Source organism: Lacunisphaera limnophila, assembly GCF_001746835.1.
GTDB classification, from domain to species: domain Bacteria; phylum Verrucomicrobiota; class Verrucomicrobiia; order Opitutales; family Opitutaceae; genus Lacunisphaera; species Lacunisphaera limnophila.
Genome location: NZ_CP016094.1, coordinates 1,827,418 through 1,851,594, shown reverse-complemented (window position 1 = coordinate 1,851,594; position 24,177 = coordinate 1,827,418). Strand labels below are relative to the sequence as shown.

18 protein-coding genes are annotated in these 24,177 nt (G+C 66.7%); 4 read left to right on the top strand and 14 right to left on the bottom strand.

What is annotated here, in order from left to right; genetic code table 11:
- Positions 1 to 8: 8 nt before the first annotated feature.
- The 13 genes from Verru16B_RS07700 to Verru16B_RS07640 form a co-directional block, all read right to left on the bottom strand.
- Entirely contained in the window at positions 9 to 797 is a 789-nt protein-coding gene (locus Verru16B_RS07700) for an SDR family oxidoreductase (RefSeq protein WP_069961734.1), read from the bottom strand.
- A 116-nt stretch (positions 798 to 913) separates the two neighbouring features.
- A complete protein-coding gene (locus tag Verru16B_RS07695) occupies positions 914 to 3,253 on the bottom strand; it encodes an alpha-L-fucosidase (protein ID WP_069961733.1) in 2,340 nt (779 codons plus the stop codon).
- Positions 3,250 to 4,776, bottom strand: a complete 1,527-nt coding sequence (locus Verru16B_RS07690) for an alpha/beta hydrolase fold domain-containing protein (protein WP_069961732.1) — start codon at positions 4,774 to 4,776, stop codon at positions 3,250 to 3,252. The genes Verru16B_RS07695 and Verru16B_RS07690 overlap by 4 nt, the downstream gene beginning before the upstream one ends.
- A gap of 2 nt (positions 4,777 to 4,778) precedes the next feature.
- Positions 4,779 to 6,176, bottom strand: a complete 1,398-nt coding sequence (locus Verru16B_RS07685) for a glycoside hydrolase family 88/105 protein (RefSeq protein WP_069961731.1) — start codon at positions 6,174 to 6,176, stop codon at positions 4,779 to 4,781.
- Positions 6,177 to 6,193: 17 nt separating this feature from the next.
- Entirely contained in the window at positions 6,194 to 7,258 is a 1,065-nt protein-coding gene (locus Verru16B_RS07680) for a pectinesterase family protein (RefSeq protein ID WP_083270189.1), read from the bottom strand.
- Positions 7,255 to 8,304, bottom strand: coding sequence for a pectate lyase (gene pelA, locus Verru16B_RS07675; RefSeq protein WP_069961730.1), 1,050 nt, complete (start codon positions 8,302 to 8,304; stop codon positions 7,255 to 7,257). The genes Verru16B_RS07680 and pelA overlap by 4 nt, the downstream gene beginning before the upstream one ends.
- Before the next feature lie 12 nt (positions 8,305 to 8,316).
- On the bottom strand, positions 8,317 to 9,723 hold the full coding sequence (locus Verru16B_RS07670) for an MFS transporter (RefSeq protein WP_083270188.1): 1,407 nt from the start codon (positions 9,721 to 9,723) through the stop codon (positions 8,317 to 8,319).
- 27 nt (positions 9,724 to 9,750) lie between these two features.
- Positions 9,751 to 12,399, bottom strand: coding sequence for a glycoside hydrolase family 88 protein (locus Verru16B_RS18665; protein WP_069961729.1), 2,649 nt, complete (start codon positions 12,397 to 12,399; stop codon positions 9,751 to 9,753).
- Between the two features lie 31 nt (positions 12,400 to 12,430).
- Positions 12,431 to 13,522: a glycoside hydrolase family 88/105 protein gene (locus tag Verru16B_RS07660; RefSeq protein WP_069961728.1), complete on the bottom strand. Its 1,092-nt coding sequence runs from the start codon at positions 13,520 to 13,522 to the stop codon at positions 12,431 to 12,433.
- Complete coding sequence (locus tag Verru16B_RS07655) at positions 13,522 to 14,745, bottom strand: DUF4861 domain-containing protein (RefSeq protein WP_069961727.1); 1,224 nt, start codon at positions 14,743 to 14,745, stop codon at positions 13,522 to 13,524. Before Verru16B_RS07655 ends, Verru16B_RS07660 begins: the two co-directional genes overlap by 1 nt.
- An 88-nt stretch (positions 14,746 to 14,833) precedes the next feature.
- The gene (gene kduD, locus Verru16B_RS07650) at positions 14,834 to 15,601 is read right to left on the bottom strand and encodes a 2-dehydro-3-deoxy-D-gluconate 5-dehydrogenase KduD (RefSeq protein WP_069961726.1); all 768 of its coding nucleotides are present in this window, start codon (positions 15,599 to 15,601) and stop codon (positions 14,834 to 14,836) included.
- A gap of 17 nt (positions 15,602 to 15,618) precedes the next feature.
- Positions 15,619 to 16,458: a 5-dehydro-4-deoxy-D-glucuronate isomerase gene (gene kduI / locus Verru16B_RS07645; RefSeq protein ID WP_069961725.1), complete on the bottom strand. Its 840-nt coding sequence runs from the start codon at positions 16,456 to 16,458 to the stop codon at positions 15,619 to 15,621.
- Between the two features lie 132 nt (positions 16,459 to 16,590).
- On the bottom strand, positions 16,591 to 19,782 hold the full coding sequence (locus Verru16B_RS07640; protein ID WP_083270187.1) for a TonB-dependent receptor: 3,192 nt from the start codon (positions 19,780 to 19,782) through the stop codon (positions 16,591 to 16,593).
- Between the two features lie 165 nt (positions 19,783 to 19,947).
- Between Verru16B_RS07640 and Verru16B_RS07635 the strand changes: the two genes are divergently transcribed.
- The gene (locus tag Verru16B_RS07635) at positions 19,948 to 20,754 is read left to right on the top strand and encodes an IclR family transcriptional regulator (protein ID WP_069961723.1); all 807 of its coding nucleotides are present in this window, start codon (positions 19,948 to 19,950) and stop codon (positions 20,752 to 20,754) included.
- 55 nt (positions 20,755 to 20,809) lie between these two features.
- Here Verru16B_RS07635 and Verru16B_RS07630 read toward each other — a convergent pair whose 3' ends face one another.
- A complete protein-coding gene (locus Verru16B_RS07630) occupies positions 20,810 to 21,190 on the bottom strand; it encodes a VOC family protein (RefSeq protein WP_069963661.1) in 381 nt (126 codons plus the stop codon).
- Positions 21,191 to 21,356: 166 nt separating this feature from the next.
- Here Verru16B_RS07630 and Verru16B_RS07625 point away from each other — a divergent pair, with 166 nt between their 5' ends.
- From Verru16B_RS07625 to Verru16B_RS07615, 3 genes are all read left to right on the top strand, one after another.
- Positions 21,357 to 21,995 carry a bifunctional 4-hydroxy-2-oxoglutarate aldolase/2-dehydro-3-deoxy-phosphogluconate aldolase gene (locus tag Verru16B_RS07625; RefSeq protein ID WP_069961722.1) on the top strand — a complete coding sequence of 213 codons (639 nt, stop codon included), beginning with the start codon at positions 21,357 to 21,359 and terminating at the stop codon, positions 21,993 to 21,995.
- A gap of 56 nt (positions 21,996 to 22,051) precedes the next feature.
- Entirely contained in the window at positions 22,052 to 23,146 is a 1,095-nt protein-coding gene (locus Verru16B_RS07620) for a sugar kinase (RefSeq protein WP_069961721.1), read from the top strand.
- Between the two features lie 134 nt (positions 23,147 to 23,280).
- Positions 23,281 to 24,096 (top strand): class I SAM-dependent methyltransferase, encoded by an 816-nt coding sequence (locus tag Verru16B_RS07615; protein WP_069961720.1) that lies wholly within the window; start codon positions 23,281 to 23,283, stop codon positions 24,094 to 24,096.
- Positions 24,097 to 24,177: the final 81 nt, after the last annotated feature.

Sequence of the window (24,177 nt, the reverse complement as noted above, 5' to 3'; positions counted from 1 at the left end):
CTACAGGTTTAAATCGTCATCGCGTGATAGCCGCCGTCGACGATCAGCTCTTCGCCGGTGATGAAGGAGCCGGCGGCGTCGGAGGCCAGCAGGAGGGTGGCGCCGATGAGCTCGCGGGCCTCGCCGAAGCGCTTCATCGGCGTGTGCCCCATGATGCTGGCGACCCGGTCGGGGGTGAGGACCTTCTTGTTCTGCTCGGCGGGGAAGAAGCCCGGGACGATCACGTTCACGCGCACCTTGGCCGTGGCCCACTCGCGGGCGAGGTTCAGCGAGAGGTTGTGCACGGCGCCCTTCGAGGCCGAGTAGGTGAAGACGCGGGAGAGCGGGACGACGCCGGACATCGAGCCGAGATTGATGATGGACCCACCCTGCCCGCGCTCGACCAGGTACTGGCCGAAAATCTGGCAGCCGAGGAAGACGCTCTTCACGTTGACGCGCAGGATGCGGTCGAATTCCTCCTCCGTGATGGCGAAGAAGGGCGTCGCGGAGTTAATGCCCGCGCCGTTGATCACAATGTCGATGCGGCCGGACTTTTGCAGGACAGCATCACGCAGACCCTCAAGCTCGGCCTTGCTGGTGGCCTCGGCGCTGTGGAACCAGGCCCGGCCGCCGGCGGCGGCGATCTTGTCGAGGCGCGCCTGCGCCTTCTCGACGTTGCGGCCGACGATTACGACCTCGGCGCCGGCGCCGGCGAGACCTTCCGCCATCGCCCCGCAGAGTTCGCCGGTGCCGCCGATCACGACGGCCACTTTGCCTTCGAGGCCAAAATAGGATTTCAGGTAGTCTTCAGTTTTCATCAGGGTATGGGTTGCGGGATAGGTTAGGATTTTACTCCAGCCGGGCCGGTCGCAGCAAGTGCCGAGACCGGGACCCGGTGGTCATAAGGGGGGCTGGGCGGGACGGCGGGGCGAGCTCATCGCAGGGTGATGCGCAGGACGGTGGCATGCGGGTCGAGCGCGGCGGGACGGGGCACCAACACGGCGGCCCCTTGGGCTGGCGTGTGGGTGAGGGTCACCGGGCCGCCGGAGGCCAGGAGCTCGATCCGCGCGATCAGGGAGGTGTCGACCGAGAGCACCAGCTCCGCCGCGGGCCACTCAAAGACATGGGCATAAAGGGTGTCGCCGCGCTGGGTGAAGCGACCCCAGTCCGGGCGGTGCGCCGTGGACGCGCTGGTGCCGTGAATCGCCTCCGCGTTGGCCTGCATCCAGGCCGCCAGATCCGCGAGCCGGGCGGCGGCCGGGGCGGGGATAGCCCCCGCGGCATCGGGCCCGATGTTGAGCAGGTAATTGCCGCCCTTGCTGGCGATGTCGACGAGGTGGCGGATGAGCTGGGTGGAGGAGCGCCAGAAGGGAGGCGTGTCGAGGGTCGAGTAACCCCAGCTCTCCGCCATGGTGGCCGGTACCTCGAAGTCCCGGCCGGTAGCCTTCGCGGGGATCTCGTTGTCGCCCATCTCCTCATAATCGCCGACCTCGTTGCCGACGCGGGTGTTCACGACCGTCGCGGGGGACAGGCGGCGCACCAGCAGCTCGAGCTCGGCACTCTGTCGGACCGTGGTCTGTTCCGGCGTGTCGAACCAAAGGATGCCGACCGGGCCGTATTGGGTCAGCAGCTCCGTGACCTGCGGCTTCACCTTCTCGTCGAGGTAGCGTTGGTACGCCTTGGGATCGGGCTTCGCATCAGGGAAATCCCAGGTGTTGCTCTTGCTGGCGCCGGCCGTCTGCGGCGTGTCCCAATCCCGGCCCAGCGAATAATAGAAACCCAGCTGCAGGCCCGCCGCACGGGTGGCCTCGGCGAGTTCGCGCAGCGGATCGCGACCGAAGGGCGTGGCGTTGACAATGTTGTAGGGGCTCGCCTGCGAGTGGTACATCGCGAAGCCGTCGTGGTGTTTCGCCGTGATGACGATGTACTTCATGCCCGCGGCCTGGGCGGCGGCGACCACGGCCTTCGCGTCCCATTGGACGGGATTGAAACGGGTCGCGAGCTGCGCGTACTCGGCGCGCGGGATCCGAGCCAGCCACATGATCTGTTCGCAGTAGGGGTTGGCGTACTGCTCGTGCCGGATGGGCTGGTCCCGCCACACGCCGCCGGGGATCGCGTAAAGGCCCCAGTGGATGAACAGGCCGAAACGGGCCTCGCGCCACCAGGCCACGCGGTCGGGCACGGCCGACTCGGGCCGCAGCGGCACGACCTGGTTCCAGGTCTGGCGCTTGCCGTCGATGGTCTCGCCGGTGGCAAAGAAGAGGTGGGTGGCAACGCCGTCCTGCACGAGGATTTGCGGGCGCTCGGTGCTGTTCATCTTCCGGCGCGAGCCATCCGCCCAGAGGTAGTCCTTACTCAGGGCGACGGGGTTGGGGTCGACGCTCCATTTCAGACCGTCGGGCGAGGTGGCGTGGTAGATCTCCTTGTTCGAGTACTTGTAGTCGTGGTCGAGCATCAGGGCGTGGTAGCGGCCGTTCTCAAACCACATCGTCGGGTCCTCGGCGCCGACGCCCACCTCGAAGGGCTTCTCCGAGAGCCGCTCGTACGGACCGTCGACCGTGGCCGCCCGGGCGACGCCGATCGCATGGTGGCGGAGTTTCTCAACCCCCTTGTAATAGAGCAGGACGGAGGCGTCGGGCAGGACCAGGGGGGACGCGTTGCTGATGAGATACTGTTCCCAGGAATTCGGCCGCACCTCGAGGATGGGCTGGTCGCGCCGCTGCCACGGGCCGTAGGGCGAGTCGGCGGTGGCGAGGCCCACGCGCTCGCCGTCGTGCGCGTCGAGCTTGAGCGCCGAGGTCTCGGTGACCGGCTTGCCCGGTTCGGGGGTCGGACCGGCGTAAGTGGTGCCGGTGTAGTAGAGATAATATTTCGCCCCGATCTTCCGTACCACCGGGTTGTGGGTCATGCGCCCGTCCCAAAACTCCTCGCCGCGCGGCGGCAGGGCGAGGTCGGAAAAGACGTAGGGACCCTCGGCACGGTCGGCGACGGAGTGGACGACCTCGGAGTTCGTGAGCCAGTGCGGGCCGAAGGGCAGGCCGCGGGACCAGCGCGACGCGTAGTGGTGAAACTTGCCGTCGTCACCCTTCACCACCGTGCCGCACCACACCCAGTAGTCCGGCTGCCGGAACCCGCCGTCGAGCGGCGCGGGCAGCACGCGATCACGAAACGCCACCGGGCGACGCACCGGCGCCACGGCCTCGGGCCGGCGCGGGGCGGCCGGAAGGATGGCGGTGAGGGCGAGAAAACCGAGGAGCAGGGTCGAAGATTTCATGGCGTGACGGGTGGAGCTGATGCCGCCGGTTGCAGGTGGCCCGCGAGCCAGCCCAAGTAGCGATCGATGTAACCGGGATCCCCCTGCGCCCAAGGGGCCAGGCCATGAGCGGCGCCGGGCAGGACCATGAGGTCACATTCGACCCCGTGGGCCTGCAGCGCGGCTTGGAAATCGTGGGATTGCTGGATCGGGACGGTCTGGTCGGCGTCGCCGTGTATCAACAGGAACGGCGGCAGACCGGGACGCACGTGGTTGAGAGGTGAGATCGCCCGCAACAGCCCGAGGGACTCGGGCGTGATCTCCTTCGGACGATCCAGGAGCTTTTGCAGCGAGGGACTGAGTCCGCCCCGTCGGGGCAGCTCCTGCTCGTGATTGGTCACGGGCGCGAAGCCTACCACGGCCTCCACGCGCACGCTGTCATCCGGCACCGTCGCCGCAAGGCAGACCAGATGCCCGCCGGCCGAGTGGCCGAAGAGGGCGATGCGCGCGGGATCACCGTTGAATTTCGCGGCGTTGGCCTTCACCCAGCGGATGGCCGTCAACACGTCATCGAGACAGGCGGGCCAGCGGTGCTGCGGCGCGAGGCGGTAGTTGATCGAGAACCACGTGTACTTCGCGGCGGTGAGCGGGCCGAACCACGGCCCGATGCCGGCGCCACCGTCGGCCGTGGCCTTGTCCCCGCCGCTCCAGCCGCCGCCGTGCACAAGAATGGCGACCGGGAAAGGCCCCTCCCCCGCCGGCACGCTGACGTCGAGCAGGAGTTTTTCACCGGCGGCCGTGCCGTAGGTCAGGTCGGACAAGAGCGCCGCGTGCGGATCCTCGCGCAGGGCCGGAGCGAGTTCCGGCAACGCCTGGCGCAATTCCTCGGCGACCAGCCGGGCAAACACCGCGCTGCCCCGGGCATCGAGGTGGGTGGTGTCATTCTTGCCGGCGGCGTCCGGGAAATTGAACGTCGCGGTTCGCTCCGGCCCGAGGTCTTCACAGAACGCCAGGCTGCGCGCGTGGAGATCAACCAGCGGCACCTGCTTCGCGGCCGCGAGGCGTTTCACGGCTTCGACGTAGGGCCCATGAGCCGAGTCGAGCCGGGTCGGGTCGGTTTTCGAAAAGGTGCGGCGTACGAGCGACGTGACCAAGACCGGCTGCGCACCTTGGGCCCGCACTTCGTCCACGAAACGCGCCAGATTCTCGGTGTACGTGGTCGTCGGGTCGGTCTCACGGGCCGGGCCTTTGCCCGGCTGGTCGTTGTGCCCGAACTGGATCAGATAATAGTCACCCTTGAGCGCGAGGGCTTCCGTCCATCGTCCCTCATCCCGGTAGCTCTTCGAGCTGGTACCGTTGCGCGCGGCGTTGGAGACCTTCAGCCCCTCGCCGGCGAATTGCCGGAAACCCAGGCCCCAGCCCGAAAGATCGGTGACCGTCGAGTCGCCCACCAAAACGACATGCTTCGGCTGGTCGGCGGCCGGGGCCGACGCCACGTAGGCGCCGAGCAGCAGGGCCAGACCAAGGAAGCGGCGGGGATTCACGCTCACGGCAACCGGGGGACAAAGTGATACGTGCGGAACTGGCGGGAAATCGTGAAGGCCGGGTTCTGATACAGCTTCAGCATCTCGGCGCCGGCCAGGAGCACCGGGCCGTAGGCATGGCCGTGGTGGGCGGAGGTCGGTCGGTTGTAATAATAGACGTGATCGCTCGCGAGCGTTGTGCCGACGCAGGAGTTCTCCACCTGCCCCTGGTCATTGACCTGTGCGGCGAGCCCGAGCCAGCCGGCTTGGGCGACGGAGCCGTAGGTGACGGGGCTGAGCCAGCCGCGATTGATGCCGTGGGCGATGGCGTACACGAACATCGCGGTGCAGGACGACTCGAGGTAGGAATCCGGCTTGTCGAGCATCTGGTGCCAGAGACCGGCGCCGGATTGCAGCTCGGCCAGCGCCTGCACGTGGCGGCGGTAGGTCGCGAGGATCTCGGGCCGGGCCGGATGGTCGGCCGGAAGCACGTCGAGCAACTCAGCCTGGGCCATGATCACCCAACCATTGGCACGGCCCCAGCGAAACTCCGCGGTGAGGGGCTGGTTGAGATGCCGGCCGTGCATATAAAGCCCGACCTGCGGGTTGAACAGGTGGCGGGCGAGCTGCACGGCCTGTTTCGCGGCCTCGTCGTACCACGCGGGATCCCCCGTGAGCCGGCCCATTTGGGCGAGCGCCGGGATGCACATGTAGGCGTCATCCGCCCAGAGTGACTCGGGCTGCGGCCGGCGGCGGGCGAGCGTGCCGTCGGCGAGGCGGAATTCCTTGAACCGGATGTACTCAGCCCAATGCGTGATCGCCGGCTGCAGGTCCGGGCCGATGCCCGCCAGGCGCGCCTTGATCAGGGCCGCGCACATGGCGCCGCTGTCATCCAGCGCGTTCGTGTCGAAGAGCCGGCGGTAGCTGCTTTGTTTGGCCCCAATCTGCTTCGCCTGCGCCTGGAAATACGGAATCGTGCGACCGAGGAATTCAAGGTGCCGCCGGACGAAGGCTTGGTAGCGCGGGTCGCCCGTCGCTTCGCCCGCGGCGAGCATGCCGGCGTGCGTGACCCCGGTGGCGTAGGTCATCACATGGAATCCGTCGCGGTCGCCCTGCGAGGCCACCGCGTCGGGATTGAAAACCGTGAGGTCCGTGATCTCGGCGCGGGTCTTGGCGTTGATCACTCTCGTCTCCATCGCCCGGTCGAGGTTCGCATGGATGCGCTCGAGGACGGCGGTGATTTCGGCCGGCTGGGGCAGGTGGTAGGGGATCGGATAGGTGCCCTCCGCCTCGTCGCCGAGGTCGGGATTGTCGCGGTTGCGGTAGGGCCCCTCGGCCCCGAGCGGGGCGAAGGCGACGCAGGCGAGCATGAACATGGCCGTCCAGCGGGCGGGAGAAAGAAAGCGGGGGTTCGGCTGCATGGGGTGGCGGGGGAAAGTCAACGGGCCGGGTTCCAGCCATCGGTGCCGCCGAGCACGGCGGCCGGGGTGAGCGCGGCGGCATGCTCCGCGGTGAGCGGCCGGGCCCAGGCCACGCGGGTGTCGGGGCTGGCTCCTGGACCGGTGCTGCCGGACTCGGCGTAAAAGGTCGTCTGTTCGGCCGCGGGCTTGTTCCAGTTGTGCCAACCCTCGGGGCGCACGGCGGAGGACATCTCGGTGCGAAGGAAAAGGGTCTTGGCGAACTCGCGCCACGGGCGGCCGAGGTAGGTCCGGGCATCCGCCTCGCCGGTGATCCGGCAATCGGCGAACACGTAGCCGTGGTCCTGTTCCTTGGGGGTCGAGGCGGCAGTGATGTAACCGTCGGCCAGAACGTGGATGTGACAGCGGTCGAAATAGGCCGTGGCCGCGCCGAAGATGAAATCCACGTGCCCTTCGATGTAGCAGTCGGAGAAATAATGGCGGCCCCGGTTCACGAGAATGGTGTCCTGCCAGCCGAGAAACCGCACGCCGCGGAACTCCAGGCGGTCGCCGTCGGCGCGCAGCGCAAGGGCCTGGGCCACCGGCGGACCCTCGGGACGGGGGCCGGGCCGGCCGGCGTCGTTGGCCAGGGTGAGATTCTCCCAGATCATGCCGTCGCCGTCGATCTGCACCGTGGGGGTGCGGAAGGTGCCGATGGGTTTGCCGTCGGGGCCGGGGAGATTGGCGTGTTGGTTATACACGATCACACTCTTCTCGCGGTCCTCGCCGATGACGTGGATGTGGCCGCGCTCGCGCTGGACGTAGATGCGTTCGCGGTAGGTGCCGGCCTTCACGAAAATCACCCAGCGCGGCGTGGCGGGGTCGGTGCGCATCGGCGCGGCGCTGATGGCCTCCTGCAACGAGGTGTACTGCCCGGAGCCGTCGGCGGCGACGATGACATCCGCCACGGGGGCGGCGTGCAGGGCGCAGGCATGGGCGAGCAACGCCAGCACCAGGATCAGGGGTGGAACGCGGCCTCCGGACGCGTGAGGGACGTTCGAAGCGCGTCCGGAGGCCGCGCGCCACCAAGTGATCACCACATTCATGGCCGGGGGTGTTTGGCGCGCCAGCGGGGGTAGTCCTTCGTCAGCAGGCTGGCCGGCCAGGTGCCGAGGTAAACATAACCGGTGCGGCGCTCGCGCTCGATCTCGTTGTAGTCATAGCGGAACACCCGATCGCGACCCAAGAAGAGGGGCCGGTTGGTCCCCAGCTCGTAGAAGCGGGCCCAGAGCGGCGACGCGGCGGGATCGGCGACGGCGAGGCGCTCCTTCTTCCCGTCTGCGGCCATGGTATCCTCGACCCGCAGGCCATTGATCCGCACCGTCTCAAACCAGGCCACGGCGCCCTCGATCGCGGCGATGATCTCCGGCGACGGCGCTTCCACCTCCATCAGAAATTTGACGAGGCCGACGCTTTCCATGCCGGAGAGGGAGGGTGGCTCGAAGTTGCGGGCCCAGGCCGGGGCGAAGGTGGTCTCGTCGTGCTGGGCACACCAGGCGGTGAGCCGACCGTCCTGCCGGACCTGGGTGCGCAGGATACAGGTGATGCCCTTGGTCACGGCGGTGGCGGCGCGAGCGCGGCGCGCCTCATCGACAAACGCGAACGGTGCCTGAGCCTGCGCCGTTTCCCGCAGCAGCGTTAGCACGTTGACCATGGCGTTGTCGTTGTAGGTGATGTGGCTGTAGTAACCCTTGAGCACGGGGTAAAACTGCGGCCAGCCGCCATGATCGTACTGGGCGGCGAGCAGATAGTCGAAGCCGCGCTCGAAGGCCGCGCGCAGCGTCGGATCGCCGGTGGCTGTGATCACCCGCGCGAGGTACCGCAGCGGGGTGGTCGTGCCGCCGTTGTCGATCGTGGGGGCCCGAGCGGAGGGCTTCTGGGCCAGATACTCCGCGGTGGGCGGCACGGTCAGGTCGGTGTTCTTCGTCCAGCCGCCCTCGGGTGACTGGTACTGCAACACGGTGGACGCGATCGCGCGCGCCTCCTCGCCGGCATACCACTCCGCCGGCTGCCTCAGGCTGTCATTCCACCGCACGGCGCCGGGGAGGAGAACCGGCGCCAGCGCGGCGAGCAGCAGGAGGTGGCGGCGCATCGCGACTCCTGGTCAGAGCTGGATCTGCTTAAACTTCGGCACGAGCAGGTGCATGAGCACCCACGCCACGATGTAGGCGGAGCCGCAGATGACAAAAAGGATGCCGTAGCCGACCTCGACTTTGTCGAGGGCGATGTAGTGGGCCAACAGCAGGCCGGCCGCGCGGGCGATCAGGATGCCGCCAAGGCCGCCGGCCATGCCGCCGATGCCCGTCACGGAGGCCACGGTGCGCTTCGGGAACATATCCGAGACCGTGGTGAAGATGTTGGCCGACCACGCCTGGTGCGCGGCGCAGGCGATGGCGATGGTGCCGACCGCGAGCCAGGTGTTGATCTCGCCCAACCGGGAGGCGGCGAGCACCGTGAGCGGGAAGAGCGAAAAGATGAACATCGAGAGCTTGCGCGCCTTGTTCGGATCCATGCCGCCGTTGACGAAGTACTTCGGCAGCCAGCCGCCGAAGATCGAGCCGAAGGTGGCGATGGTGTAGACGACGGCGACGGCCAGCGTCCAGCTGATGATCCCGGGGATGGCGGACTTGTCGCCCGTGTAGTCCGGGTGGGCGGCGAGGTAGGCGGCGATTTTGCGGCCGTTCTCCTCGTTCAGGAACGCCGGCAGCCAGAACATGTAGAACCACCAGATCGGGTCGGTGAGGAACTTGCCCAGCACAAAGGCCCAGGTTTGACGGAAGGTCAGCAGGCGGCCCCAGCTCACCTTGGGCTGGTTGACGGCGGAGGCCTCCTCGGCCTGCTCGTCCTTGTCGCTGTGGATGAAATCATACTCGCCCTGCGAGAGCTGGCCCTTCGCCAGCTTGGCCGCGGGCGAATCATACATCGTGTACCAGAAATAGATCCAGATGAGGCCGACAACACCCGTCAGGATGAAGGCCCATTCCCAGCCCCACCACTCGGCGATGTAAGGCACGCTGAGCGGCGCCACGATGGCGCCGACGTTGGCGCCGGAATTGTAGAGGCCGGTGGCGAGGGCGCGTTCCTTCTTCGGGAACCACTCGGCGATCGTCTTGTTGGCGGCGGGGAAGTTGCCGGATTCCGTGAACCCCAGGGCCGCGCGCCAGAAGCCGAAGCTCCAGGTGTGGTGCCCGAAGGCGTGGCCGATCGCCGCGATGCTCCAGCCGATGAGCGAGTAGGCGTAACCGGCCTTGGTGCCGACCCAGTCGATCAGGCGGCCGGCCAGGACCATGCCGATGGCGTAGGCCAGCTGGAAGCAGATGACGACGGTGGAGTAGTTGAGCTCCTGGGTCGCCTTGTCCGGGCCAAAGACCCCGTCGGCCGACAGGACCGGCTTCAGCAGGCCGAGCACGTTGCGGTCGAGGTAATTGACGGTCGTCGCGAAGAAGACCAGGGAGCAGATCGTCCACCGGTATTTGCCAACCTGTTCGTTGATGTCGTTAAGTTTGCTCATCGGGTTGCAGGGGTCGGGGCTAAGGGGTTATTGCTTGGTTTCCGTGGCGCGCGCGCTGGCGGGCGAGCCGACGGAGTTGAGGCCGCGCACCGGCTTGGCCGGCAGGATGCTGACATTCTTGAAGCTGATGGATCCGGTGTGGGTGACAACCTCCGTCTCAGTCACGCCGCTGAAGGTCGAGTTGCTGATGCGGATGTTGTCGATGACCGCGCCCGGGAAGCCGCGGATGAACAGCACGCGCGGGCTGGCCGTGCTGGTGATGTTGTCGAGCTGGACGTTGCGAACGATGGGCGGGAACGTGCCATTGGCGCCTTCCTCGTACAGCAGGTCGATGGTCAGGACCGCCTCCCCCACCCGCCCGATCTTCACGTTGCGCATGAAGACGTTTTCCAGAATGCCGCCGCGAACGGCGTTGTTCTTGAACCGCAGCGCGCGGTCGAGCTCGGGACTGTCCATCTCGCAGTCCTCGATGAAGACGTTGCGGATGCCACCCGTGCACTCGGAACCGAGCACCACGCCGCCGTGGCCATCCTTCATGATGCAGCGGCGGACCACGATGTTCTCAGAGGGGACGTTGACCCGACGGCCGTCCCCGTTGCGGCCGGACTTAATCGCGATGCAGTCGTCGCCGGTGTCGAACAGGGTGTCCTCGACGAGGATGTCGCGCGAGGACTCGGGGTCGAAGCCGTCGTTGTTCGGGCCGTGCGAGTTGATCTTCACGCCGCGGACGGTGATGTTCGACGACAGGACCGGATGGATCTCCCACATGGGCGAACGCAGGATCGTCACCCCCTCGATCAGGATGTTCTTGCAGGCGTAGGGCTGGATGAAGTTCGGGCGGAGGTAATGGCCGGGACCGAAGACGCGCTGCTCGACTGGCACGTTGGTCTCGCCCATCTCGATCAGGGCGTTGCGGTCGGCCTGCTGTTGCGCGGCGGCCACGTCGGTGAACGCCGTCGGACCCCGGCTCGCCAAGTCGGCGGCAGAGGCCTTCGCGCGCGGTTTCTTGTTCCAGCCCCACCAGGTGTCCCAGGTGGCGCCGCCGTCCAGCGTGCCGGTCCCGGTGATGGCGATGTTCTCCTCGCCATGCGCGTAGATGAACGGGGAGTAATTCATGCACTCCACGCCCTCCCAGCGGGTAAAGACGACGGGGTAGCGGGCCAGGTCGAAGGTCCAGCGGAGCGTGGCCCCCGCGCTGACGTGCAGGTTGACGTTGCTCTTGAGGCGGATGGCGCCGGTGAGCCACTCCCCGGGGGGCACGACGACGCGGCCGCCGCCGGCGGTGGTGCAGGCGGCGATGGCGGCGTGGATGGCGTCGGTGCAGTCGGCGCCGGCCTGGGCGCCATAGGCGGTGATCGGGAAATCGCGGTCCGGGAAGGTCGGGGCCTGGATGCGGGCCAGCACGGTGGCGTAGTCACCCCAGCCGCGCGCGTGGAAGACCGTTTCCTTGGCGCCGAGCAATTGCTCCAGTTCGATGCCGGCGAGAATGAAGGCGGGGACGCCCTTCAGGTCGTTGTCGCGGATCGGCTCGCCGACGTAGTAGGCGAAGGAGCCGTCGCGGGGCTGGCCCTTGGAGTTCGTGTAGTCGAGCCCGGCCACCTCGCAGCAGCGGGTGAGGTCGACCGTGTTGTCGGGATTCTGCCGGATGAAGTCGCGGATGATGCCGGCATAACCCTTGAGCAGGGCGGGCAGATATTTTTCGCGCGGGAGGTAGCCGCGGTTGATGCCCTTCGCCAGCGTGTAGACGTACATGGTGGAGGCGGTGGCCTCGAGGTAGTTGCCCTCGCGCGGACCCTGGTCGAGCACCTGCCACCAGAGGCCGGTCGCCGGATCCTGCCAGCGAACGATGCCGTCGGCCACCTTGCGGAGGACCTCGTTGAGGTGTTCGACCTCGGGGTGGGTCGGGGAAAAGAAGTCGAGGGAATCGACGAGCGCCATGGCATACCAGCCGACGGCGCGGCCCCAGAAGTTGGGCGACTGCCCGGTTTCCTTGTTGGCCCAGGGGCGCGAGCGGGTCTCATCCCACGCGTGGTAGTAGAGGCCGGTCTTCGGGTCGTACCCGTGTTTGTCCATCAGGAGGATCTGCTTCGCGACCTCGTCGAAGGCGGCCGGATCCTCGAAGACCTTGCCGTAGTGCGCGAGGAAAGGCGAGGCCATGAACAGACCGTCGAGCCACATTTGATTCGGATAACGCAGCTTGTGCCAGTAGCCGCCATCGCTCGTGCGCGGGTGCTTTTGCATCTGCCCGTAGAGGGTGTCGAGGGCCGACTTGAGCGCGGGCGAGCGGTCGCCGCGTTCCCAGGCCAGCAGCAGCACCTTGCCCGGCGGGATCATGTCGATGTTGTAGTCCTCCCGCTTGTAGGTGTGGATGGTGCCGTCGGCGGCCACGAAGGAGGTGCCGAACTTCAGGCCGTAGTCGGCGTAGGCGTTCTTGCCGGTGCGGTCGGCGAGTTTGACGAGCGCGGTGCCGAAGAAGGCCGTCGTGTAATCAATGCGGGCCTTGGGGTTGGACCCGCCGAAGAAGTGTTTGTCGCCCAGACGGGCGATCTCGGAATCCGCCAATTTGACGGACCACTCGAGCGGCGTGGCGCCGGCGAACTGCCGCGGCAGATCCGCGGCGGGGAGCGCGGCGGCAAACGCGGCGACGGGCACCAGGAGGCGAAGCAGGATTTTCATGGCGGTGGGGGTTCAGGCGGACCGGCAGCCGTCAGGGGGTGAGCAGCCGGTGGATTTCGCTGCCGGCGAGCAGAAGGGCGCCCACGCCGTAGGGCTCGGTGTGGTTGGCGTCAAAGGTCACGGGGGTGAAACCCACGGGCTGCACGTGGGTCAGCATGCCGTCAGGCTGCACGAAGGTTTCGAGCGCCGCCCAGGTCTTGAGCGCGGCGGCCGCGTAGGGTTCGCGGGGCAGCAAACCCTCGTTCACGCCCCACGCGAGGGCGTAGCAGAAGAAGCCCGAGCCGCTGGTCTCTTGCATCGGGTAGGCGGAGGCGTCGAGCAGGCTGGCCCGCCAGAGGCCGTCGGGTTGCTGGCAGCGGAGCACGGCGGCGGCCATCTCCTGAAATTGGGCGACAAACTTCGGCCGCGAGGGATGGTCGGCGGGCAGCAGCTCCAACATGCGCACGAGTCCGGCCATCACCCAGCCGTTGCCGCGGCTCCAGAAGACCTTTTTGCCGTTGGGCTCGCGCTTCGCGAAGATGGTGCTGTCGCGGAAATAGAGCTGTTCGTCGCGGTCATAGAGAAAGTCCGAGGTGACCCACCACTTCGTGACGGCGAAGTCGAGATAACGGACGTCCCCCGTGGCCTTCCACAGCCGCACCCACGCGGGGGGCGCCATGAACAGCGCGTCACACCAGGACCAGCGGTCCAGACGCGTGGGGTTCTTTTCGCGGTCGAACTCGAGGTTGTCGTCCGGCTGGTGCGCGAGGATGTAATCGAAGCTGGCGCGCATTGGCGCGATCATGCGCGGCTCGCGATGCTTGAAAAAGAGTTCCGCGTAGGTCTGGCCCACCGCATGGTCGTCAGCGTGATAGGGCCGCGGGGCGAGCTGCCAGCCGTGCTTCTCGCCGAGGGCCATCATCGCGTCATGAAAGCGTGGGCTGGTCGAGACCTTGTTCAGGGCCATGACGCCGGTGTAGAAGGCGGCGTTGTGCCAGATCAACGGCGTCCACTTTTCGGAGGGGTTCGCCAGTTGCCAGTCGGCGGCGCGCTCCATCACCGTCAGGACACCCGCGCGGTCGGGCGCGGCCGGCAAGGCGACCGGCAGGAGCAAGGCAAGGAGCAGGGTCAGGCGGGAGCGCATCAGGAGGAGGGGTTGAGAGTCACGCGCACCGGGGCCCGCACGCGGGCGGCCATCGCGGTGAGGTAGTCGCGCCAGGCCTGCGGGCTGGTGATTTCGCCCGCGCGGGACCAGGCGGCCCCGGCGTAATAGACGAGGGGTTTGCCTGGTTCGGCCTGCGCGAGGGCGAGGAGGTTGCGCTCATCCTCAGCGAAGCCGGTGAAGCCCGCGGGCACGATGACCGCGGTGCCGAGCTGGTCGTTGGTTTTTTGCGCCACCCACTGCGCGAGCACGCCGTCGGCCTCGGTGCGGGTGACCTCGATCGCCGCGTCCTGGCCGCGGTCGGCGGGGTTCTTGTGCAGGCCGATGCCCACGGCGATATCCTTGCGATTGCCGGTGGCGGCGAAGGTGCTCTCGATGCGGTCAAGCTGGTGCCCGGCGTCCACGATGAAACGCTTCACCTCGGAAACATAAAAGCCGTTGGCCGACCACGTGTCATAGGTGAGCTCGAAAATCGCGCGAATCGGGCCGTTGGCGATCACGCGGGCGGACGAGAAATTGCGACCGACGTGCAGCGCCGCGCCATCCCAAATCCCGGTGCCCCCGCAACCGCGCGAGGGACCGACCTGGTACATGTCCATGCCCTCGCCCTCATCGGCGTGGTAGTGATCGTGACCCTTGTTGTACCAGCGATCAACGATGGGATAAGGCACGCGCTTGGACCAGATATCGAGGCCGCTGGTGACAAGCACCTCCTTCACCACTCCCGCCGGGGCCGGGGCGGCGAGCGCGGGCCCGTAGGTCCGGTGGGCGACCTTGTCGTTTTCCCAGGCGAAATCATCCAGCCGCTCCGGTACGAGGCGGGCGAACGCCTTCACGGGAAACGGCGGAGTCACGCCCTCGATTTTTTCCACGGTGAAGGTGGCGGATTTTTCGCCGGCGGCGAAATCATGCTGGAAGATAAGCTCGCCGTAGGCGACGCCCTCGTTCTTCGGGTCCTTGGCCTGCGGGGCGACGTTGGTGACCTGGTAAGCGAGGATCCGGCCGGCGGCATCCTTGACCGCCAGCTTTTGCAGGAGGGCGCCGGGCAGGGCGCGGTTCACCGCGGACCAGGGAATCGTGATGGTCTCGGACGGACGCGCGATGGCGAGGTCGTGCGCCACGGTGACTGTCAGCCGCTCGGCCGCGGCGAGGGATCCACCGACACACAGGGGCAACAGCAACGGAAGGAGGGAGCGAAGTTTCATGGGGCGGGGGCGGGAAACTGCGGGGAGGGACTACCGCGGGCCAGCGCAGGTTCCTGGCCGGGGTGGTGTGCGGGGGACCGCGGGGCGATTAGCGGGCGAGCCAGCCGCCGTCGACGGCAAGGGTGTAGCCGTTGACGTAGTCGGAGGCGGGGGAAGCCAAAAACACGACCGCACCCTTGAGATCCTCGGGCGTGCCCCAGCGGCCGGCGGGGATGCGCGCGAGGATGGAGCTGCTGCGGTCGGCGTCGGCGCGCAGCGGGGCGGTGTTGTCGGTCGCCATGTAGCCCGGGGCGATGGCGTTGCAATTGATGCCCCGGCCGCCGAGTTCGCTGGCGATGAGGCGGGTCAGGCCCTGCACCGCGCTCTTCGAGGCGGTGTAGGAGGGCACGCGAATGCCGCCCTGGAAAGAGAGCATCGAGGCGATGTTGATGATCTTCGCCGTGCCCGCGCGGGCGAGGGCCTCGCGGATGAACTGCTGGCTGAGGAAGAACACGGCGTCGATGTTGAGGCCCATGACATCGTCCCAGTCCTTCGCGGTGAAGTTCTCGAAGGCCTCGCGGCGGATGATGCCGGCGCAGTTCACGAGGATGTCGAGCTGGCCGTTGAGTTTCTTCCCGTCGGCAATCACCGTCGGGATGGAATCGCGGTCACCGAGATTGCCGGTGACCGTCAGGCAGCGGCGGCCGAGGGCCTCGACCTGCTGGCGGGTGTCGTCGGCCGGGAGGATGTCGACCGCGACGATGTCAGCGCCGGCCTCGGCCAGCGCGAGGGCCATGCCCTGGCCCAGGCCGCGGGCGGCGCCGGTGACGAGGGCGGTTTTGCCGGTGAGGCGGAATTGTTCGAGAATGTTGTTCATGGGGAAAGGGCGGCCCTTCAGCGGGCGCGGTAAATCAGCTTGGGATCCACCGGATCCATGTCGGCGTAGTCCTGGTTTTCACCGCCCATGCCCCAGACGAAGCTGTAGTGGGTGGAGCCCTCGCCGCTGTGGACGGACCACGGCGGGGAGAGCACGGCCTGGCCCTCCTTCAGGCGGAGGGTGCGGATGCGGGAGGGATGCCCGTGAAAGTGTTTCACGTCGCCGCCGCGCGGGAACCCATAGTAGCAGTACACCTCGGAGCGACGCAGGTGGGTGTGGGGCGGCATGGTGTTCCATTTGCTGCCGGGTTGGACGACGGTGAAGCCCATGACGAGCTGGCAGGTCGGGAAACGGCCGGCATGGATGACCTGGTGGAGGATGCGGTGGTTTTGCTGCTCGTCGGTGCCGAGGACCCGCGGCGCGAGTTCGGTGCGCTTGATCTGGCGGGTCGGGTAGGCCGTGTGGGCCGGGTAGCTGAGGAGGTAGAAACGCGCGGGCACCTTGGCGGAGCGGGAGGCGAAACTCACGCGCTTCGCGCCGCGACCGACGTACAGGGAATCGAGGTGCCCCATGGTGAAGCGCCGGCCGTCCACCGTGATGCGGCCGGGGCCGCCGAGGTTGATGATGCCGAGCTCGCGGCGGTCGTTGAAGTGCTGCGCCCGGAGCTCGTCCGGCACATGCAGCGGGAGGGCGCGGCCCGTGGGCACGGCGCTGCCGACCACGGTGCGGTCGGTCTCCCAGTAGTTGAGCACAACGCGGCCGGATTGGAACAGGTTCTCCAGCACGTAGCACCGCCGGAGCTCGGCGGGCGTCATGGTCGCGGTGAGGCGGACGAGGGGATTATGCTGGAGCTTCATGAAAGGGGCCTCACCGACATGCGGGGGAACCGCGGACCGGGAGGGAATGACGATTACTTGGCAACTTGGCGAAAAACTGCCCGGAGGGGGATGACCTCCGGGCAGGGGTTGGAATGAAGGCTGCGGTTGGCTTTAGAACGAGCCCTTGATGCCGATGCTCATGGCGACGCCGAATTCCTCATAGCGGAAGCCCTTGGCGTAGTCCGGCGTGACGGCGTTGTAGCGCTGCAGGACCTGTTGCTTGTTGAACAGGTTGCGGACACCGGCGAAGAGCGCGATGTTCTTGGTGATCTTCATCTCGCCGCTGACGTCCACGAAGGTGCGCGGGGCATAATATTCGTAGAAGCCGGCGGTGGCGCCGTACTGCGCGCCGGTCTGCGGGGCGTTCTTCTGGCGGCCGCGATAGTTGAAGGTCAGGTTCGCGGAGAAGGGCTTCTTGTTGAATCCGATGTTGAAGTTACCCGTCTCCTCGATGAAGCCGCGGAAGTCGGTGGCCCGGGGGCCCGACAAGCGCAGCTGGGTGCCGTTGGCCTTGATCGTGAAGAACTTACCCCAGCCGGGGAGGAAGGTCAGCGGGCGGATGAAGTTGACCTCCACGCCTTCGATCTTGGCATCACCGGTGTTGACCGTCGTTGACACGCCCCAGCCGATGTATTCCGAGCCGATGCCCAGCTCCTCGGCCAAGGCCGCATCGACGGTGCCGGTGCGTGAGCCCCAGAAGTCCTGCAGGTCCTTCACGAAGACGCCGGCAGAAACCAGACCGCCTTCTTTGAAGTAATACTCCAAGGAGAGGTCGTAGTTATCCGCGGTCCAGGGCTGGAGACCCGTGTTACGGATGGTCAGTGTGCCCGGGTTGTTGATCGGGTCGGTGTCATCCTCATTGACGGTGGTGGCTGGGATGATGTTTGCATAATCCGGCCGACCAAAGGTCTTCGCATAGGCGAAGCGCACCAGGAGGTCGTCCTTGATGTTGTAGGTGAGATGCAGGCTCGGGTTGATGCTGTCGTAGTCCCGATCGGCCTTGTACCCGCGTTCCACGCTGGTGAGGTCGAGTTCCTGCAGCGAGCCCGCGGTGCCGGCGTCGGCCCGGCGGACGCGCTGGATGCCAGCGGTCGTGGTGTTGCCGTCGACGTAGGTGCCATCCGGGTTGCGCTGCCAAACCGCGTCGGGGTTGTTGAGGAGGCCCAGGCCCTTGTCGTTCGTCTTCTCGTAGCGGGCGCCCGCCACGAAGCCGAGCTTGTTGTTGAGCAGGCGGCCGTCGAACTGGATGTAGCCAGAGGTCACGCGCTCGGTGATACGCTCGGAGTTTTGGCGGCGGAACAGCTCGGCCTGCACGCCCGTCTGGGCGGTGCCGGTGCCGAGGCGGAAGTAGTTCGGGTTGTTCTTGTAGGCGTCGGCCAGCGCCCAGGCATTGACCCAGTTGATCGGGCCATAGCCGAAGTGGGCGTCCTGATTGGCGTAGACGGTGTCGAGGTAGGGGGCCGCGCTGTCGTCGGCCGTGTTGGCGACGCCGTCCGCGCCGATGAACGTGTAGTCGTTCTGGTAACGGCGGTTGTCGCGGGTCTCCTCGCGGATGTCGTAGCCGACCTTCACGCTCAGCGGGAAGCTGAGATCGAGCTGGCGCTCGAGGTCGCCGCGAATCTGCTTCGTGATGGCCTCGCCGTCGATGGGATCGTCACGCAGCGTGCCGATGCGGTGGTTGGCGAGGTTGTTCACATCGATCTCGGCGCCGGCGGCATTGCGCGCGACCCAGACAAGTTCACCGGGCTCGGTGCTGCCGAAGGAGCTGACCGTGCCGACGCCCTGCACCGTGGTGCCGACGTTGGAGAAGTGGCCGCGGGTCACCGCGCGATACCAGGTGCGGGACTTGGCGAACATGGCGGTGGTGTCCGCCGTCCAGTCGCCGCTCTTCCACTGGTGGCCGACCTTGGCGGCGAAGGTGTTGCCGAGCTTGTCGCGGTGGGAGCTGCCGGTGGTCACGCTGCCGCGGCCGAAGGCGGAGGTCGCGAAGTCCGAGCCCCAAAGCAGCGGGTTGCGGCCCGCCGGCGTGGAGGTGGCCGTCGTGCCCATGTTGAAGTTCAGGTTACGGTTGCCGAAGTACGTCTTGTAGTAGTTGTTCTGCAGGGCGACCGAGAGCACCTGGGTGTCGGTCACCTTCCAGTCGGCCTTGATGCCGAGGGAGGCGCGGTTCGTGGTCTTGGGACCGTCCTGGATCTGCCACTGCTGCAGGTACGGGTTGGAAGCCGTGGCGCCCGCCTGGGCGTGGTTCCAGGTCGGCTGCCAGCGGTGCTGCTCGACGAACTGGTTCGAGGAGAGGCCGGTCACGACGATGCCGAAGGTGTCGCTGAGTGGGAGGGTGTAGTCGAAATCGAAGTTGGGCAGGATCTTGAAGTTCTTGTCGCTGTCCGGGCCCGGGGTCTTCTTGAGGTCGAGGTTCTCGCTGTTCGCGTTCATGTAGAAGCGGTAGTTCAGCTGGGCGCCCTTGCGCTCGAAGGCGTTCTTCGAGACGAAGTTGATCGTGCCGCCGAGGGAGTCGGAGGGCATGTCCGGCGTCGGGACCTTGGAAACCTCGGTGCGGGACGTGTTATTGATCGAGACCTGCTCGAACTCGAAGATGCGGTTGGAGGAACCGGACGCCGAACTGGTCAGGCGCATGCCGTCCCAGTAGACGTTGGTGAACTGCGCGGCGAAACCGCGGACCGAGACGGTGCGGACGTCGGCGGCGACGTAGTCGACCGTGATGCCGGGCAGGTACTTCAGGAACTCGCCGGGATTGCCCTCGTTGATGGTGCCGAAGGAATCCGAGGACATGACCACCTTGACGTTCGGCGCATGGCGCTGCTCGTTGGTGGCGAGGGCGTCGCCCTCGTATTCGCGCTGGCTCTCCACCACGAAGGTGTCGAGCACGAGCGTCTTGTCCTCACCGTAACGGGCGCGGCTGGTCAGCTCGAAGTTGTAGGTCGCGGCGCCACCGGCGGTGACGTTGACCGTGACGGTTTCCTCGTCGAGGCCGGTGTAGGCGGCCTTGAGCTTCACTTCGCCGGCGGGCACGTTAGCGAGGCGGTAGTCACCAAACTCGTTGGTGTAGGCCTCGAGGTTGGTGCCCTCGACGGTTACCTTGGCGTTGTTGAGGTAGCGGTTGTTGCCGACGTTCAGGACGCGGCCATTGATGGAGCCGGTGTCCTGGGCGAAGGCCGTGCCGGCCAGGAAAAGCGCCACCACGGCCGAAGCCAGGGTGCGCAGGGGAGTAAGGCGCGCAACGGGTGTTGCCGCGGAGGGTGACGTGCGCGCAAAGCGCTGCCACAAGGTCAGGGTAGCTTCCATGGGGTTATCAGGGGTTGGGGCGTTAGGATCAGTGAATTTCACCCCTAGGGTGAATTTGGGGCGATTTCACTAATGAACTTGATATTCAAGCATGAACTCCACAACTTCCCCGGCAACACAAAAATCATCGCCCGGTGATTTTCGCCCCCTTCCCTCTCCCTGCGCATGAAAACGCGTTCCAAGTTCCTCTCCGACGACGCCCTCGCCCTTGAGCGGTATGTCATTCCCAACCTGAGGAATGCCTGCTGGATCATGAAGCTGCTGGCCCAGCATCCCGACGGCCTCAAGGCGGCGGAAATCGCCCGCACCCTCAAGATTCCCGTCACCACCACCCTGCGGATCATGGCCACCCTGCAGCTCGAGGGATATGCCCGGAAGGTGGACGGTCGCTTCGAACTCGGCCCGGTGCTCATCCACTTGGGCAACGCCTCGCTCGCCGGCACCGAGATCCGCTCCGCCGCCCTCCCCATCCTGCAACAGCTGACTGCCCGCACCGACGAGACCTCGCACCTCGCCGTGCCCTGTGATGACCACTCCCTGATTGTCGCGGTCCAAGACAGCCCGCACCCGCTCCGTGCCGCCTCGCGCCCCGGCTCGCTCACCGAGCTGCATTGCTCGTCCACCGGCAAGTCCTTCATCGCCTTCCTGCACTACCACCGGCTCGAGGAACTCTTCGGCAAGGGCCGCCTGACCAAGCGCACCGCGCACACCCAGGACACCCTCGCCGAGGTCAAGCGCGAGGCCGCCGTCACCCGCAAGCGCGGCTACAGCCTCGATGACGAGGAATTCAATCTTGGCGTCCGTTGCCTCGCCGCCCCGGTCTACTCTTCCCAAGGTCAGGTCGTCGCCGCCATTGGCATCACCGCGGCCACCGTCCGTTTCACCCCCGAACGCATCCCTGAGATCGGCGCAATTGTGACCGAGCACGCCGCCGAGCTTTCGCGCCTGATGGGCTATCAGCGTTCGGTTTGAGCGAAGACCGCCACGTCGGTTCCTGTCGCCGGGGACCAGTGCCCGCTCCCGCCGCCTAAAACGGCACCGCCCGCTGACAAAGTTGCACCGGCACTCCCCAGGGATCACGCAGCATGATCAACCGGGAGCCATCCGCCGATTCCTCCGCCACCACAAGACGCGCCCCCGCCTGCTCCAACCGCCTCTGCTCTGCCTGCGCGTCCGTCACGGCAAACGCAAAATGCACCCGCAAAGGATGTTGCAGCGTATAGTCCGGCAACGGATCCGCCGGGTTGCTGTAGATTTCCAAAAACACCCGGCCGGAATCGTCCGCCAAAAAATGGGTGTACGGCGCCTCGGTCCGCGCTCGCACGACGACCAGGCCCAGATGCGCCCCATACCAAGCGGCGGCGGCGCGGACATCCGGAACGTTCAGGGCAAAATGTTCGAAACGCATGGGGGAGTGGGGTGAGGTCCGTATTAGGATCCTTACTGGCAGTTCATCTATGAACGACTCGTTCATGCCTGAATTATTCTAGGCTTGCCGCAAGCTCAATATCACCTGAGGTAAGCGGTTCCGCCCGCCCCCCCCCCCTGTCCGTGTTTTGCCGCGTCCTCTCCCCATGAACAAGTCCGACATCCTCTCCCGCCTCCGCGCCCAGAAGGTCATCGCCCTCATCCGTGCCGACAATGCCGACAACCTCGTCGGCTGCGCCCGCGCCCTCCAGGCCGGCGGCCTCGGCGCCATCGAGCTCACCATGACCACCCCCGGCGCCCTCGCGATGTGCGCGAAGGTCTCGGCGGAACTGCCCGACGTCCTGCTGGGCCTCGGCACGGTCCTCGATGCCGAAACCGCCCGCCAAGGCATCGCTGCCGGCGCCAAGTTCATCGTCACCCCCGCCCTGCGTCCGGAGGTCATCAAGGTCTGCAACGCCGCCGGCGTCCCCGTCCTCTCCGGTGCGCTCACGCCCACCGAGGCCTACAGCGCCCACGAGTGCGGCGCCGACGTCATCAAGATTTTCCCCGCCGAGTTCTTCGGCCCCGCCTACATCAAGTCGCTCAAGGCGCCGTTCCCGAAGTTGGAATTCCTCCCCACCGGCGGTGTCACCCCCGAGACCGTCGGGGACTTCCTCAAGGCCGGCGCCTTTGCCACCGCAGCCGGCTCCGCCCTCGTCGCCCCCGCCGCCCTGAAGACCGGCGACTGGGCCGCCATCACCAAGCGCGCTCAGGAATTCGTCGCCGCCGCCAACGCGTTAAAATGAAAAGCACCTGTTTTCATACTTCTTAATTCTTACTTCATCCTTCCGCCATTCTCCCCATGTCCCTCCCCATCAAACCCGCCTCCTCCTGCGCCTTCGACCAGATCTCGCTCGGCGAAGTCATGCTTCGCCTCGACCCCGGCGAGGGCCGCATCCGCACCGCGCGCTCCTTCCAAGTTTGGGAGGGCGGCGGCGAATACAACACCTCCCGCGGCCTCCGCAAATGCTTCGGTCTCAAAACCGCCGTCGTCACCGCCTTCGTCGACAACGAGGTCGGCCACCTCGTCGAGGATTTCATCATGCAGGGCGGCGTCGACACCCAGTTCATCAAGTGGCGCGAGGACGACGGCATCGGCCGCACCGTGCGCAACGGCCTCAACTTCACTGAGCGCGGCTTCGGCATCCGCGGCGCCGTCGGCAACCCCGACCGCGGCAACACCGCCGCTTCCCAGATCAAGCCCGGCGACATCGACTGGGACCACATCTTCGGGAAGCTCGGCGTCCGCTGGTTCCACACCGGCGGCATCTACGCCGCCCTCTCGGAGAGCACCGCCGCCGTCACCATCGAGGCCGTCAAGGCCGCCAACAAACACGGCACGATCGTCTCCTACGATTTGAACTACCGCCCCTCGCTTTGGAAGACCATCGGCGGCCTCAAGAAGGCCCAGGAGGTCAACCGCGAGATCGCCAAGTACGTCGATGTCATGATCGGCAACGAGGAGGATTTCACCGCCTCGCTCGGCTTCGCCGTCAAGGGCGCCGAGGATCTCAAGCACATCGAGACCGACGCCTTCAAGGCCATGATCGAGACCGCCGTGAAGGATTTCCCCAACTTCAAGGTCGCCGCCACCACGCTGCGCCACGTCCATACCGCCACGAGCAACGACTGGTCCGCCATCCTCTGGCACGCGGGGAAATTCCACGAGAGCAAGAAATACCCGAAGCTCGAGATCCTCGACCGCGTCGGCGGCGGCGACTCCTTCGCCTCCGGCCTCCAGTTCGGTTTCCTCGAGTTCAACGACGCGCAAAAGGCCGTCGAGTACGGCGCCGCCCACGGCGCGCTCGCCTCGACCACCCCCGGCGACACCTCGATGGCCACCCGCAAGGAGGTCGAGAAGACCATCGGTGGCGGCGGCGCGCGGGTTGTGCGCTGAACCAGCCGTGAGCCCAAGTGGAACCTGAACTCCGGGCAGGTTTCCGGGGCCGGCGCCCCGCACCCGCCACTCGGTCGAATGCCCCCTCCCAGCCCGGGCTCGCCAGCCCGGGCTTTTCTTGGCACGGTGGCACCATGTTGATCCGCCTCGCGGTGTTTCTCCTCGAGTCCTCCCCGCTCATGCGCCGCCTGCTCTGGCGCTGGTGGTATGGCCGCCTCGCCCAACGCCGCCAGGGCGCCGACTGGACGTTCATGAACTACGGCTTCGTGCCGCCTGCGGGCGCAGCCGCGCTCGCGCTCGACCCGTCGGACGAAACCGACCGGCTCTGCATCCAGCTCTACCATCGCGTCGCCTCAGCGACGAACCTCGCCGGGAAAACCCTCCTCGAGGTCGGCTCCGGCCGCGGCGGTGGCGCCAGCTTCGTCGCGCGCTATCACCGGCCCGCCCAAATCACCGGCGCCGACTTCTCCGCGCAGGCCGTCGCCCTCTGCCAAAAGCGCCACGCCGCCGTGGCCAAACTTTCCTTCGTCGTCGGCGACGCCGAGCACCTGCCCTTCCCCGACGCCTCCTTCGACGCCGTCCTCAACGTCGAGAGCAGCCACTGCTACGGTCACATCGAAAAATTCTTCGCCGAGGCCGCGCGCGTGCTGCGTCCCGGCGGCTGGTTCCTCTACACGGATTTTCGGGCCGCCACCGACGTCCCCGCCTGGCATGCCGCGCTCGCCGCCCAGAGCGACTGGGAGCAAGTGGCGCTCGAGGACATCACCGCCGCCGTCACCGCCGCCCTCGAGGCCGACGATGCCCGCAAACGGAAACTTATCGACGACTTCATCCCACCCGCCTTCCACCACCTCTTCGGTGAGTTCGCCGGCCTCGTCGGCGGCCAGATGCACACCGGCTTCCGCACGCGACAGATCCTGTATCACCGCTTTGCCTTCCGGAAAAAGTGATCCCGGGGCGAACCGGCGAGCGACCAACGGGTGACCCCCGAAAAACATCGGGCTGCTCGCGGGGCCGGGACTGTCTCACGT